This window comes from Rahnella victoriana, from assembly GCF_004330295.1.
GTDB classification, from domain to species: domain Bacteria; phylum Pseudomonadota; class Gammaproteobacteria; order Enterobacterales; family Enterobacteriaceae; genus Rahnella; species Rahnella victoriana.
In genome coordinates this window covers 27,934-41,177 of record NZ_SJOJ01000012.1, presented here as the reverse complement: position 1 = coordinate 41,177, position 13,244 = coordinate 27,934, and the positions used below count along the sequence as shown (strand labels likewise).

The following is a 13,244-nucleotide window of genomic DNA, read 5'->3' as shown; positions in this document are numbered from 1 at the left end:
CTGCCTTTCGACAAATCAGACGCGCTGGTCATCTGTTTAAAATCTTCCATGAAAAAGCCCTATTCCTTATAAATTATGGGTTTATTGTAATGCATTACCCATTTGAGCTTTGTGCGAATGATAATGATACTGATAATTGTTATCAACAAAATGATAAAGAAAATTGCGTTCCTTAACGAAATCTTTGCACTACGTTCTGAGAAATGGGCTACAACGGCAGGCCGTTGAGGGAAATTCCGCGTGTTTTCCTTACGCTTTCCGGGGTTGCGTAAAACATGACTAAGATATATCTTTCAGAAAATCCTATTTCATAAGAGAGAGTCTGATGGAACAACATCGCCCCGAAACCCCTGCCGCAAACCTGCCTGTCCGGGTTAAAAATGAACTGGTTTTTCGTCATATCACGGTAAAAAGCAGCGAAACCGTTGCCGGTTGTTTTAAACGCATCGTGTTAACCGGCGACGAGCTGAAGGGCTTTACCTCGCGCGGCTTCGACGACCATATCAAATTGTTTTTCCCGGCCAATGCCGGTGATGTGATCACGCCACCGGCCGCGACAGAAGAAGGCATTGTCTGGGGCGAAGGGCCGCGTCCGCTGAACCGCGAATACACGCCGCTGCATTTTGATGCGCAATCCCATGAACTCACGCTGGATTTCTATCTGCACGACGGCGGCGTTGCCAGTGAATGGGCGGCTGGCGCGAAGCCGGGCGATAAACTGATTATCGGCGGGCCGCGTGGTTCCCTGATCATCCCGACCACTTACGCCTGGCAGTTGTATGTGTGCGACGAAACCGGTCTTCCGGCGGTGAAACGCCGTCTGCGCGAGCTGAAACAGGCCGGATCCGACGCTAAGATTACCGTGCTGGTGAAAGTGAAAGACGCCTCTTGTATCAGCTATTTAGATGACGAAAAAGAGTTCAACATTGAGTGGATTGTCAGTGACGTGCACCACGGTTATCAGGAAGATGACGCCGTGGTGAAGAAACTGAAAAGCCTGTTCCTGCCGGAAAGCGATTACTACATCTGGGCAACCGGCGAAGGGAAATTCGCCAAAGGGCTGAATGATTATTTCGTGGAAAATCGCGGGCTGGACGCGAATTTTGTTCGCTGCGTGGCTTACTGGCATAACAAATAACGTCCCTGTTTTTTTACCGCAGAGAATGAAAGGGTTATTTCCCCTTTGTTGTCTGCGGTTTTTCTCATTCATGCTTTGTTGCAACTGCCGCCGGAATCATTACACCGGGTGCGGTAAACGCCATTATTTATTATTTCTGCCATCATTATAATTCTTATGACAAATTCTGAATTTTTATTCAAAGGAATGGTTATGAAATTAATAAGCCTCAAACGACACTGGCGCGCGCTGTGCCTGTTTCCTCTTTTATTCGCGGGATATTCTTCTTTAAGTTCAGCGGCTGAAAATACAGCGGCTCCGTCGCTGGATATTGTTAAACCGGTAAAAGCCTGCGCCGATCTCAGCAAGGTGTCGCTGACTGACATCGGCGGCGAGGGCAGCCGCATCACCTCAGCGAAAGAAATCACCGTCAACGGCGCACCGGCCTGCGAGGTGGACGGCAATCTGCATCCGGCCATCGGCTTTAAAGTGATTTTGCCGGTGTCTTCCTGGCAGCAACGTTATATGCAAATCGGTTGCGGGGGCTTGTGCGGCAATATCTCGCTGCAAATCGGCGCGGCAGCCGGTTGTACGCCATTGCAAACCAACGGTTTCGTGATGGCCGCCACCGACATGGGGCATTCCATGCAGGAAGTGGATTTCGGTAAAGATCCGCAAAAGCGCAAAGATTTCGCCTACCGCAGCCAGCATCTGACGGCTCAGGTGTCGAAGAAACTGATCGCGGAATACTACGGGCGTGCGCCGGCGTATTCCTATTTCAACGGCTGTTCTGATGGCGGTCGCGAAGCCCTGATGGAAGCGCAACGTTTTCCGCATGATTTCAACGGTGTGATTGCCGGTGCGGCGGCGATGAACTTCCAGTCGCAAAACGCCGTCTATCACGCGTGGCAGGCGCTGGCGAATACCGGGCCGGATGGCAACGCGGTGATTGTGGCTTCCCGTTTGCCGCTGATCCATAACGCGGTATTGAAACAATGTGACGCCCTGGACGGCCAGACCGACGGCCTGATTGCCGATCCGCAAAGCTGTCATGTGGATATTGCCGCGATGGCCTGCAAAACGGATGCTGCGCAGGAAAACTGCCTGTCAGCCGCTGAAATCTCGACATTAACCAAATTGTACGCCGGACCGGTTGATCTGAAGACCGGTGCGAAACTGACCGTTGGCGGACCGCAACCGGGTTCAGAACTGGCGTGGGAAGGCGTGTTTGTGCCGGAAAAAGCCAGCGATCCGATTTTCAGCTCGTTTATCGCGCTGCCATCGCTGAAATTTCTGAGTTATGAAAAAAATCCGGCTGAACATTTTACGCTGAAAGACGTGAAATTCACCGAAGCCGGATTTGACGAACTGCGTAAAATGCACCCCCTTTACGATGCCACCAATCCGGATCTCTCGGCATTCAAGGCGGCGGGCGGCAAGCTGATTATCTGGCATGGTTGGGCAGATCCGCATATCTCCCCGCTCAATTCCGTGGCGTATCATCAGGCGGTAGGCCATGTGATGGGCGCGACGAGCCGCGATCAGTTTGAGCGTCTGTATCTCTTGCCGGGCGTGCATCACTGCTCCGGCGGTGAAGGCCCGAGTCTGGTGGATTTCCTCACGCCGATGATGAACTGGGTGGAGAAAGGCATCGCGCCGGACAGCATTACCACGTATCAGGCAGCGAAAGAGCAGAAGATCCAGTTCGGCCAGCCGATGCCAGAGCGCGGCAAACAGCCAGCGACCGATATCCGTCTGGAGAAAATCCCGGCCGGGGCGGCTTCCCGTCCGGTCTTCCCGTATCCGGATTACGCGGTGTACAGCGGAAAGGGCGATGTGAATACAGCGGCCAGTTATCTTCGTAAACCGCTGGCGACGCAGCCTGCGGCCTATCACTGGCTGGGCGAGGATTTCTATCAGCCGTATACGTTTATGAATTAACCGTCCATGGTGCGGTAAAGGCATAAAATCAGGCAGGCTGCGGCTTGCCTGATGTTTTACAGCATTGTGAAAGAAGGCTTAACCCGTTATCTTTAAGGGATATCTGTACGCACTTTTTACGCAATCCTGACTATGGTTCTGATGAAAAATAATCCTTTGGGTAATGACCGTCCTCCTGCCACATCCGGCAAAAAAGCGCACTGTATTACGGCGAAAAAACATCGCCGTGAGCGCATGTTCGAAACGGGTGATATCCGTGTGCTGATGCTGCATTTCTTACAGCAACGTGCCGCCCACGGGTATGAGCTGATCAAAGCCATTGAAGAATTAGCCAAAGGGGAATACACCCCGAGCGCCAGCATTATTTATCCGAACCTGACCTTCCTGGAAGAACAGGGTCTGGTAACGGCGAAGCAGGAAGAGGCCGGTAAGAAACAATATTCAATTACGCCGGAAGGCACGCAGTCGCTGGCAGAGCAGGGTGATTTGCTCGGTTCAGTAACAGAGAAACTGCATTCGCTGGCGATTCTGTCGAATAACCGCAGTATTCCGGAAATGCAGCGCGCGATTAACAATATGCGCATGGCGCTCAATTTGCGCCTCGCCAAAGGGCCGATCGAACAGGAAACGCTGTATAAAATCACCGATGCGTTAGATCGCGCGACCAAAGAAATCGAGCGCAGCTGAGCCGTATCACAGAAAGTTAAAAGCCTCCGGACGGAGGCTTTTACATTCAGGAAATATAACAGGAAAATCAGTTCTCTTCAGGCCATGGGGTCAATATTTCATAGCCCGTTTTCGTCACCGCAATCATATGTTCCCATTGTGCGGACAACGAATGATCTTTAGTCACCACCGTCCAGCCGTCGGGCAGGACTTTGTTTTGCTTCTTACCGGCGTTGAGCATCGGTTCGATGGTGAATAACATGCCTTCCTGTAACACCAGACCGCGGCCTTTCTCGCCGTAATGCAGCACCTGCGGATCCTCATGGTAGCCCATGCCGATGCCGTGTCCGCAGTACTCTTCCACAATGGAAAACCCTTCGCGTTTCGCGACGGCGGCAATGGCGTAACCCACATCGCCTAAGGTGGCGCCCGGACGCACCACGTCAATCCCGGCCATCATCGCTTCAAAGGTGGTATCCACCAGACGGCGCGCCATAATGCCAGGCTCTCCGGCGTAATACATGCGGCTGGTGTCGCCATACCAGCCGTCTTTGATCAGCGCCACGTCGATGTTGACGATGTCGCCTTTCTTCAGCGCCTTGTCGGAAGGAATGCCGTGGCAGATCACATGGTTGACGGAGGTGCAGGTGGTTTTTTGATAACCGTGATACCCGATGTTGGCCGGGATCGCCTGTAACTCGTTGACGATAAAATCGTGGCAGAGACGGTCCAGTTCGTTGGTGGTGACACCGGGCACGACGTGTGGCGTGATCATATGCAACACACGGGCGGCCAGTTTCCCGGCGATACGGGCTTTGTCGATGCCTTCCGGCGTTTTGACCATGCGGTTGTTATTCACAAAATACCGTTCGTCTAAACCATTATTCATTGCTTGCCTTCCTGTGTGTGCCGCCCACGTTTAACAGCGTGCGGATGCTGTCACTGTTCTCGTCCGATTCCACGCTGCAACGCACCAGCAGTTGCGAAATTTCACTGTGTGTCATGTCGGGATGCGTTTCCATCAGCATGCCGATTTTCATCCAGTGTTCTGCCTGGGCGTTAATGGACCGGGTGTAGGCCATGCTGGCGATGCGCAGATTCTCGTGCATCAGTTCTGAAATCTTGATGATACCCATCGGGTCACCTCGCAGTATATGAATCGTATATGTTTTATATACTACGCAAGTTGCCGCGGATTTTCCAATAAAAACGCCCCCGCTGAACAGGCGGAGGCGTTTTTGCTACATGGCGGGAATGAATGCGGTTACTGGCTCATCGCGCCTTTTTTCATGCCGTCTTTGGACATGGAATCTTTCGACATACTGTCTTTCTTCATATGATCTTTCGACATGCAGTCTTTGCCCATGCTGTCTTTTGCCATGGTATTTTTGCTCATGCTGTCTTTCTTCGTGCAGTCTTTCGACATGTGGCCCATGGTGTCTTTTTTCGCCATCGCGTCAGCGGCATAGGTGGTGCTCACGGCACCCATCATCAGGCAGGCAGACATCATCATTACGGTTAACTTTTTCATGGTAATTCCTTCTTCTGAGTTTTGAGATACAAAGGTTTTTGTGGAGGTTGTTCAGCTTCCGCCGAACCAGTTGTAGCCCTGATCTTCCCAGTAGCCACCGGTAAACTTATTGGTAATTTCAATCACTTCGATGTGTTTCGGGTTCTTGTAACCCAGTTTGGTCGGCATTCTGAGTTTCATCGGAAAGCCGTACTTACGCGGCAAAATCTGGCCGTCGTAGGTCAGCGCCAGCAGGGTCTGCGGATGCAGCGCCGTCGCCATATCAATGCTGGTGTAATATTCGTCAGCGCATTTAAAGCTGACGTATTCCGCCGTGAGATCTGCGCCAATCAGGCGCAGAAAATCCCCGAACGGCACGCCGCCCCATTTACCGATTGCGCTCCAGCCCTCGACACAAATGTGCCGCGTCACCTGACTGACCTGCGCCATGTTGTACAACGCCGGTAATGACCATTCGCGTTTATCCAGCGCCAGACCGGCGATTTTCAGGCGGTAGGCGTTGCCGTCAACGTCCGGCGCATCGTCTTCGGCATAGAAAGCATTGAACGGGAAAGGGCGGGTGATCATCGATTCGGCATACACCGGCGCAAGGCGCGTCGAGCCAAACAGCCAGCCTTGTACGCGGTCGTTAAAGCCGGAGATTTTACCCAGCGCATTTTCCACGCTGGCGTTATCGCTGATGTCACAACCGGTCAGCATCGCCACGCCGCCAAGCGTCAGGCCGCGTTGTAAAAACAGGCGGCGGGAAGGCGCATCCAGTTCGCGGATAATCTGTTTTTTAGCTTCCTGCACAATCGCCTCGCTGTCGGCGGTGCTGAAAATCTGGCTGATACTTTTTTTGATGAGGTTCTTCATCGGATCTTCCTTAACGTCCGCGGATCATGGCAATCAGGGTTTTCGGCACCAGCGCCACCATCACGATATGCAGCACCACAAATGCCACCAGTGACGCCATCGCCAGAAAATGCACGTAACGCGCGGTATCGAAGCCGCCCATCAGTTCGCGCAGCAGCGGAAACTGCACCGATTTCCACACCACCAGCCCGGAAAGCACCAGCACGATGCCGTCGAACATCACGAACACGTAGGCAGCGCGCTGCACCATGTTGTAGTGACGCAAATCGTCGTGTTTCAGCTTGCCGCGCAATGCCGCCCGCAAATCATTGAAGATGCCGCGCGGCGTCAGCGGCCAGAATTTTTGCTTCATCCGGCCGGTAAAAATGTTCATCAGCAGATAAAACAGGCCGTTAAAACCGAACAGCCACATGCCAGCGAAATGCCACTGGATCGCGCCGCCCAGCCAGCCACCCAGCGTCATCGTGGTGGGGAAATCAAAATCAAACAGCGGCGACGCGTTATAAATCTGCCAGCCGCTGGTCACCATAATCAGCACCGCCAGCGCGTTCAGCCAGTGGGTCAGACGCAGCCATAACGGATGCACGATGGCGGGTTTTTGTTTTGCCTGATGGGGTAAGTCCGTATGTATTGTCATGATGAAGTCCGGCTGTCCGCCCTGTGATGCAGCGAGTATTGAGCGGATTTGTTCCCCGAGACCTCACGCAAAGTTAAATAAAATGTGATAACTCCGGGGCGGTGGCTTGTGTAGACTCAAATCATTGGGAAACGCCACGTTTTGGGATAACACATGGATAAGCCGAAGAAGATCCTGATCGTTGAAGATGACGGGGATATCGCTGAACTGCTCAGCCTGCATCTGCGCGATGAAGGCTATGAAATTACCCACGCCGCCGACGGCAATCTGGGCGTGGCGCATCTGGAAAAAGGAGGCTGGGACGCGCTGATCCTCGACCTGATGCTGCCGGGCGTCGATGGGCTGGAAATCTGCCGCCGCGCACGCAACATGACGCGCTATACGCCGATCATTATTATCAGCGCGCGTTCCAGCGAAGTGCACCGCGTGCTCGGGCTGGAACTGGGTGCGGACGATTATCTGGCGAAACCGTTCTCTATGCTGGAGCTGGTGGCGCGGGTCAAGGCGCTGTTCCGGCGGCAGGAAGCGATGAGCCGTAACCTGAAAATGGATGCCGGCACGCTGAGTTTTGCCGGGCTGGTGATCGACCCCATCGCCCGTGACGTCACGCTCAGTCATCAGCCGGTCGAGCTGACGCCGCGTGAGTTTGACCTGCTGTACTTCTTTGCCAAAAATCCCGGCAAAGTGTTCTCGCGCCTCAGCCTGTTAAATCAGGTCTGGGGCTATGAACACGAAGGGTATGAACATACGGTGAACACCCATATCAACCGGCTGCGCATCAAGATTGAAGCCAATCCGGCTGAGCCGGAACGCATTCTGACCGTGTGGGGAAAAGGCTATAAATTCGTGTCTTCCGCTGAAGAGACGCAAGGGTAAATCATGAAAAATCTCACGCTGGCGCAAAGACTGACTCTGGTGTTTATGGTGCTGCTGATCGCCTGCTGTGCGCTTTCCGGCTATATGCAGGTGCGCTCGAGCAATCAGTACAGCCAGTCGGTGATCCAGCGTCTGTCGGCCAATCTGGCGACGCAGATCGCGGCGAACAATCCGCTGCTCAGTCAGGGCGACTGGGATCCGCAAGTGGTGCATTCGCTGTTTAATCAGCTGATGGCGGTGAACCCGAGTGTCGAGGTGTATCTGCTGGATAAAGACGGCAATATCGTCGGCAACGCTGCCCCTCCGGGGCGTTTGCAACGGCAAAAAATTGATTTAGCGCCAGTGAATGCGCTGTTAAATGGCGCGAAAATGCCGGTATATGGCGACAATCCGCGCGATCCGCAAACCCGTCAGGTGTTCAGCGCCGCGCCGTTGCGGGTGGATGGCGTGACCAAAGGCTATGTGTATATCGTGCTGCTGGGTGATGAATACACCGCGCTGACCAGCGACGCGCAATATCAGTCGGCGATCTCTCTGGCGTGGCGCTCGATGGGGCTGGTGGCGCTGTTCGGCCTGCTGGCCGGTGCGCTGGCGTTCCGCTGGGTAACGCGGCCGGTGCGTAAACTGACGGCGCAGATTGCACAACTCGATTCCGGCGGAATGGACGCCATTCAGGCGCTGGCGAAAACCGATACGCCAGCCGGTGCTGCGCGCGATGAAGTGACACAACTGCAACAGGCGTTTGTCGCGCTGGCAAAACGCATCGACCAGCAATGGCAAAGCCTGATGGTGCAGGATCAGCAACGCCGCGAATTTATCGCCAATATTTCCCATGACCTGCGCACGCCGCTGACCTCGTTGCACGGGTATCTGGAAACCCTGTCGGTGAAATCAGATCATCTGAGCAATGAAGACCGGCAGCGTTATCTGAATATCGCCCTGACGCAGAGTAAAAAAGTCGGCCGTCTGGCGCAGGAATTATTTGAGCTGGCACGGCTGGAATATGGCGTGGTGAAACCGCAGAAAGAACCGTTTTCACTGAGCGAACTGGTGCAGGATGTGTTCCAGAAATTTGAACTGGCGACCGAAACGCGCGGGCAGAAATTACTTGCCGATATCACGCCGGGCATTCCGCTGGTGAACGCGGACTTAGGCATGATTGAAAGGGTGCTCACCAATCTGCTGGATAATGCCATTCGTTTTACGCCGGAAGGCGGCACGATAGAAATCAAATTGTGGCCGCACGAAGGGCAGGTGATGGTGCAACTGAAAGACAGCGGGCCGGGAATTGCGCCGGAACTGAAGGACAACCTGTTCGTGCGTCCGTCGATCCTCAGCACCAATAAACACCGCGCAGGCGGGCTGGGGCTGATGATTGTGCGCCGTATTCTGCAACTTCATGGCAGTGATATCCGCCTGATTGAACAGTCAAAACAGGGTGCCTGTTTTCAATTTTCAGTGCCGGTCTAAATTCCAATTTATTAATTTGCGTTACGGTGTGATGGCCGTAACGTAAATAGCGTAAAATGACGTCGGAAAGTTATTATTCTGTATTAATAAGTGTTAAATAATAATTATATTTTTGATATAAACCAAAAAGGTTTAGCGCCTGTATTTAAACGGTACTTTTTGAATGACGGCAGTAAATATATATTTAATCCGGCGATGAAATAATTTTCTCATTATGTGGAATATTAATTTACCTGGATAAAAAATATGTCTAAGAAAGAAACCCACCCTCAAAATAATAACGTGCATGACCTCCGGTCTGCGATTGAATTTTTAGAAAGCCTGCCAGGCGAAATGGTCAGTACCGATGTGGAAGTCGATCCGCATGCGGAGCTTTCCGGCGTATACCGTTACGTCGGTGCCGGGGGCACCTGTGAACGTCCGACCCGCAAAGGCCCGGCGATGATGTTTAATACCATTAAAGGTTTTCCGGGCGTGCGCGTGGTCACCGGTCTGATGTCGACCCGTGAACGTGCGGGCTACCTGCTGAACTGTGCGCCGGAAAAACTCGGTTTTCTGCTGAGGGATTCGGTGAAAAATGCCATCGCGCCGGTGGTGGTCGATCGCGGTACGGCGCCCTGTCAGGAAGTCACCTACCTAGCCGATGACCCGAATTTTGACCTGCGCACCTTGCTGCCTGCACCGACCAACACCGAAGAAGATGCCGGTCCGTATTTCACCATGGGCATGTGCTATGCCTCTGATCCTGAAACCAAAGAATCCGACATCACCATTCACCGCCTGTGCATACAAAGCCGCGACGAACTGTCAATGTGGCTGACGCCGGGCCGTCATATCGATGCCTTCCGTGAAAAAGCGGAACGTGCGGGCAAACCGCTGCCGATTTCAATCAGCATCGGTGTCGATCCGGCGATTGAAATTGCAGCCTGCTTCGAACCGCCAACCACGCCGCTGGGCTTCAACGAACTGAGCATCGCCGGTGCATTGCGCGGTAAAGCTGTCGAGCTTACCCACTGTGTGTCTATCGATGAAAAAGCCATTGCCCACGCCGAAATCGTCATTGAAGGCGAGTTGCTGCCAAACGTCCGTGTGCGCGAAGATCAGAACACCAATACCGGCAAAGCGATGCCGGAATTCCCGGGCTACACCGGTGAAGCCAAAGCCGAACTGCCGGTGATCAAAGTGAAAGCCGTCACGCACCGCAGAAATCCGATCCTGCAAACCACGCTTGGCCCGAGCGGCGAGCACGTCAGCATGGCGGGTATTCCGACCGAAGCCAGTATTCTGGATATGATTGACCGCGCCATGCCGGGCCGCGTGCTGAATGTGCATGCGCACACCTCCGGCGGCGGTAAGTTACTGGCGGTGTTGCAGTTTAAAAAATCCTCCCCGGTGGATGAAGGCCGTCAGAGACAAGCGGCGCTGCTGGCATTTGCGGCATTCTCCGAGCTGAAACATGTGATTCTGGTAGATGAAGACGTGGATATTTTCGATACCGACGACATCCTGTGGGCGATGCAAACCCGCTATCAGGGCGACGTGGATACCGTCACCATTCCGGGCGTCCGCTGTCATCCGCTCGATCCTTCGCAAAATCCGGCCTACAGCCCGAGCATTTTGCAGGAAGGCATGTCATGTAAAACCATCTTCGACTGCACGGTGCCGTTCCATCTGAAAGCACATTTCGAACGTTCCAAATTTAAAGAAGTCGATGTGAAGAAATTCTTACCTGACTTTAAATACTAACAGCAATAAGCCAGCGCATCTGCGGTGCGACGTTTCAAAGGCGGAGAGGTGAAATGAAGAGAAGGCGGATAATTGTCGGCATAAGCGGTGCTTCCGGGTTTCAGTATGGAATGAAGGCGCTGGAAATATTGCGCGATATCGATATCGACGTGCACCTGATTATCAGTAAAGGTGCCGAAGTGACGCGCAGTCTCGAAACCGATATCGAACGGCAGGAAGTGATCCGGCTGGCCGATGAAGTGCATTCCATTAATAACCTCGGGGCATCGGTTTCCAGTGGTTCTTTTAAAACCATCGGGATGATTATTGCGCCGTGTTCGATGAATACGTTGGGTTCTGTTGCTCACGGACTGACCAACAACTTACTGACCCGCGCCGCAGATGTGGTTTTAAAAGAGCGGCGCAGGTTAGTATTAATGGTCAGGGAAACACCGCTGAATCTTTCGCATCTGAAAAATATGCAGTCGGTGACGGAAATGGGCGGGATTATTTTCCCGCCGGTTCCGGCCCTTTACCATAAACCCGGCAGCGTGGATGACATTATTCACCATAGCGTGGCACGCGCGCTGGATTTATTTGACCTGGATGTCGCCAATATTAAACGCTGGGGCGAAGATTTATAGCGGAATATTTAAAACAATATCTCAAAATAGCGGAGTAGAAATGTTAATTGGACCTATCGTTAACAGCGGCGCCATTATACTTGGCGGCCTGTTAGGGGGCTTTCTTGGCGTAAAAATGCCAGAGCGGTTACGAACCTCGCTGCCCCAGACTTTTGGTTTGTGTTCCATGGCGCTGGGCGTCGTGCTGCTGGTTAAAATGCACAGCATGCCGGTGGTGATTTTGTCGGTGATCCTCGGTGCCGCCATCGGCGAATTGTTTTATCTCGAACGTTACATTGCCCGTCTGGGAAATATGGCGCGCGGTATCGCCGCAAAATTTGCGCCGGATACCGGCATGGATCAGAACGTCTTCACCGAGAAGTTCGTGGCCATCATTGTGCTGTTCTGCGCCAGCGGCACCGGGATTATCGGGGCGATGACCGAAGGCATGACGCACGACCCGAACATTCTGTTCGTCAAAGCCATTATGGATCTGTTCACCGCCGCGATTTTCGCCACCGTGCTCGGTTATGCCGTCGCCCTGATCTTTATTCCACAGTGGATTGTGCAGTTTCTGATCGCTTCGGCCGCGGTCGTTATTCTGCCACTGACCAATCCGCAAATGATGGGGGATTTCACTGCCGCAGGCGGCTTTATTATGCTGGCCGCCGGTTTCCGTATCAGCGGTATAAAATCCATCGCGGTTGGCAATTTATTACCGGCGTTAATTCTGGTCATGCCCATCTCGCATTACTGGAGCCTGTTCATCCACTGACGGATGTCCGCAAAAAGCCACTTCTGTGCGAAGTGGCTTTTTGTATACTGGGCATGACGCAGCCAGACTGACAGGAAGGGAAAGATGGATCTCAAAAGAATGCGCTACTTCTGTACCATCGCCGAGCAGGGTTCCATCAGCAAGGCGGCGAAGGTGCTGAATATCGCGCAACCCCCGCTCGGCAAACGCCTGCACGAGCTTGAAGAAGAAATCGGTTCGCCGCTGTTTATCCGCACCAGCAAACAAATGGTGCTCACCGAGGCCGGACGTTTTCTGTATCGCAAAACCAGTGAAATTCTCAATCAGGTGAACAGCGTCACTAAACAGGCGATTGATATCGCGTCGCAAAAAAAACGCACGGTGCGTATCGGCGTTTCCTACCTGTATCTGCGCTATTTCAACACCGTTTTTCTCGAGCTGTACCGCAAAAACCCGGACTGGGATCCGAACCTGTTAGTGTCCGAATCCACTTATCTGGAAGAACTGGTGATGAACAAAACGCTGGATATGGCGATGATCCAGACGCCCGCCGACGTGCGCTCGTTCTATGTGCGGGAATTCGAACCCATCAAACTGGTGGCGGTGGTGACCAGTGAACTGGCCGACACCCTGCCGGATCGCACACTGACTTTCGCTGATCTCTCCGGTTTTCCGCTGGTGATGCTGCACCGCATGGGCGGCGAGGGGACCTATGAAATGCTGCTCAACCGGCTGTATGAAGAAGTGAAAGACGTGAATGTGATCATGAAAGTGTCCGAACCGCGGCTGGTGATCGAGATGTTCCGCGACGGGCTGGTCGGCGCGGCGCTGATGCCGGCATCTGAAGTCGGCGAAAGCCGGCATTTTCGCACCTTTGAAATCGAACAGAAAGGCAAACTGTTCCGTCCGGCGATCATTACGCTGCATACCGAAAAGGATTCGTTTCTACCCGCAGACCAGACACTGTAAAGGCATGAAAGAGTGAACTATACTCCTTCACTCTTCATGCTGACTGGACGACCAGAGACTCAGCCATCTTATACAGGGAC

Annotated in this window: 14 protein-coding genes; 9 read left to right on the top strand and 5 right to left on the bottom strand. The window is 53.2% G+C overall.

Going from position 1 to position 13,244, the window contains the following annotated elements:
- Positions 1-325 precede the first annotated feature (325 nt).
- From EYY67_RS11805 to EYY67_RS11795, 3 genes are all read left to right on the top strand, one after another.
- The gene (locus EYY67_RS11805) at positions 326-1,138 is read left to right on the top strand and encodes a siderophore-interacting protein (protein ID WP_131693549.1); all 813 of its coding nucleotides are present in this window, start codon (positions 326-328) and stop codon (positions 1,136-1,138) included.
- 192 nt (positions 1,139-1,330) lie between these two features.
- Positions 1,331-3,058, top strand: a complete 1,728-nt coding sequence (locus EYY67_RS11800) for a tannase/feruloyl esterase family alpha/beta hydrolase (RefSeq protein ID WP_131693548.1) — start codon at positions 1,331-1,333, stop codon at positions 3,056-3,058.
- Positions 3,059-3,199: 141 nt separating this feature from the next.
- Complete coding sequence (locus tag EYY67_RS11795) at positions 3,200-3,745, top strand: PadR family transcriptional regulator (protein ID WP_232770600.1); 546 nt, start codon at positions 3,200-3,202, stop codon at positions 3,743-3,745.
- A 67-nt stretch (positions 3,746-3,812) separates the two neighbouring features.
- Here the strand turns inward: EYY67_RS11795 and map are convergent, their stop codons facing one another.
- From map to EYY67_RS11770, 5 genes are all read right to left on the bottom strand, one after another.
- Positions 3,813-4,568 (bottom strand): type I methionyl aminopeptidase, encoded by a 756-nt coding sequence (gene map, locus EYY67_RS11790; RefSeq protein ID WP_408637253.1) that lies wholly within the window; start codon positions 4,566-4,568, stop codon positions 3,813-3,815.
- Between the two features lie 37 nt (positions 4,569-4,605).
- Positions 4,606-4,860, bottom strand: coding sequence for a ParD-like family protein (locus tag EYY67_RS11785; RefSeq protein WP_095925504.1), 255 nt, complete (start codon positions 4,858-4,860; stop codon positions 4,606-4,608).
- Positions 4,861-4,988: 128 nt separating this feature from the next.
- Positions 4,989-5,255 carry a pentapeptide MXKDX repeat protein gene (locus EYY67_RS11780; RefSeq protein ID WP_095925505.1) on the bottom strand — a complete coding sequence of 89 codons (267 nt, stop codon included), beginning with the start codon at positions 5,253-5,255 and terminating at the stop codon, positions 4,989-4,991.
- 51 nt (positions 5,256-5,306) lie between these two features.
- On the bottom strand, positions 5,307-6,110 hold the full coding sequence (locus tag EYY67_RS11775) for a molybdopterin-dependent oxidoreductase (protein ID WP_095925506.1): 804 nt from the start codon (positions 6,108-6,110) through the stop codon (positions 5,307-5,309).
- Between the two features lie 10 nt (positions 6,111-6,120).
- Complete coding sequence (locus tag EYY67_RS11770) at positions 6,121-6,747, bottom strand: cytochrome b/b6 domain-containing protein (RefSeq protein WP_095925507.1); 627 nt, start codon at positions 6,745-6,747, stop codon at positions 6,121-6,123.
- Between the two features lie 153 nt (positions 6,748-6,900).
- Between EYY67_RS11770 and EYY67_RS11765 the strand changes: the two genes are divergently transcribed.
- The 6 genes from EYY67_RS11765 (at position 6,901) to EYY67_RS11740 (ending at position 13,164) form a co-directional block, all read left to right on the top strand.
- The gene (locus EYY67_RS11765) at positions 6,901-7,623 is read left to right on the top strand and encodes a response regulator transcription factor (protein WP_131693546.1); all 723 of its coding nucleotides are present in this window, start codon (positions 6,901-6,903) and stop codon (positions 7,621-7,623) included.
- Between the two features lie 3 nt (positions 7,624-7,626).
- A complete protein-coding gene (locus EYY67_RS11760; RefSeq protein WP_131693545.1) occupies positions 7,627-9,093 on the top strand; it encodes a sensor histidine kinase in 1,467 nt (488 codons plus the stop codon).
- Between the two features lie 246 nt (positions 9,094-9,339).
- Positions 9,340-10,839 carry a UbiD family decarboxylase gene (locus EYY67_RS11755; RefSeq protein ID WP_119824664.1) on the top strand — a complete coding sequence of 500 codons (1,500 nt, stop codon included), beginning with the start codon at positions 9,340-9,342 and terminating at the stop codon, positions 10,837-10,839.
- A 53-nt stretch (positions 10,840-10,892) separates the two neighbouring features.
- Positions 10,893-11,462, top strand: coding sequence for a UbiX family flavin prenyltransferase (locus EYY67_RS11750; protein ID WP_131693544.1), 570 nt, complete (start codon positions 10,893-10,895; stop codon positions 11,460-11,462).
- A gap of 40 nt (positions 11,463-11,502) precedes the next feature.
- Complete coding sequence (locus EYY67_RS11745) at positions 11,503-12,216, top strand: DUF554 domain-containing protein (RefSeq protein WP_131693543.1); 714 nt, start codon at positions 11,503-11,505, stop codon at positions 12,214-12,216.
- A gap of 84 nt (positions 12,217-12,300) precedes the next feature.
- Positions 12,301-13,164 carry a LysR family transcriptional regulator gene (locus tag EYY67_RS11740; RefSeq protein ID WP_095925513.1) on the top strand — a complete coding sequence of 288 codons (864 nt, stop codon included), beginning with the start codon at positions 12,301-12,303 and terminating at the stop codon, positions 13,162-13,164.
- Positions 13,165-13,244 lie beyond the last annotated feature (80 nt).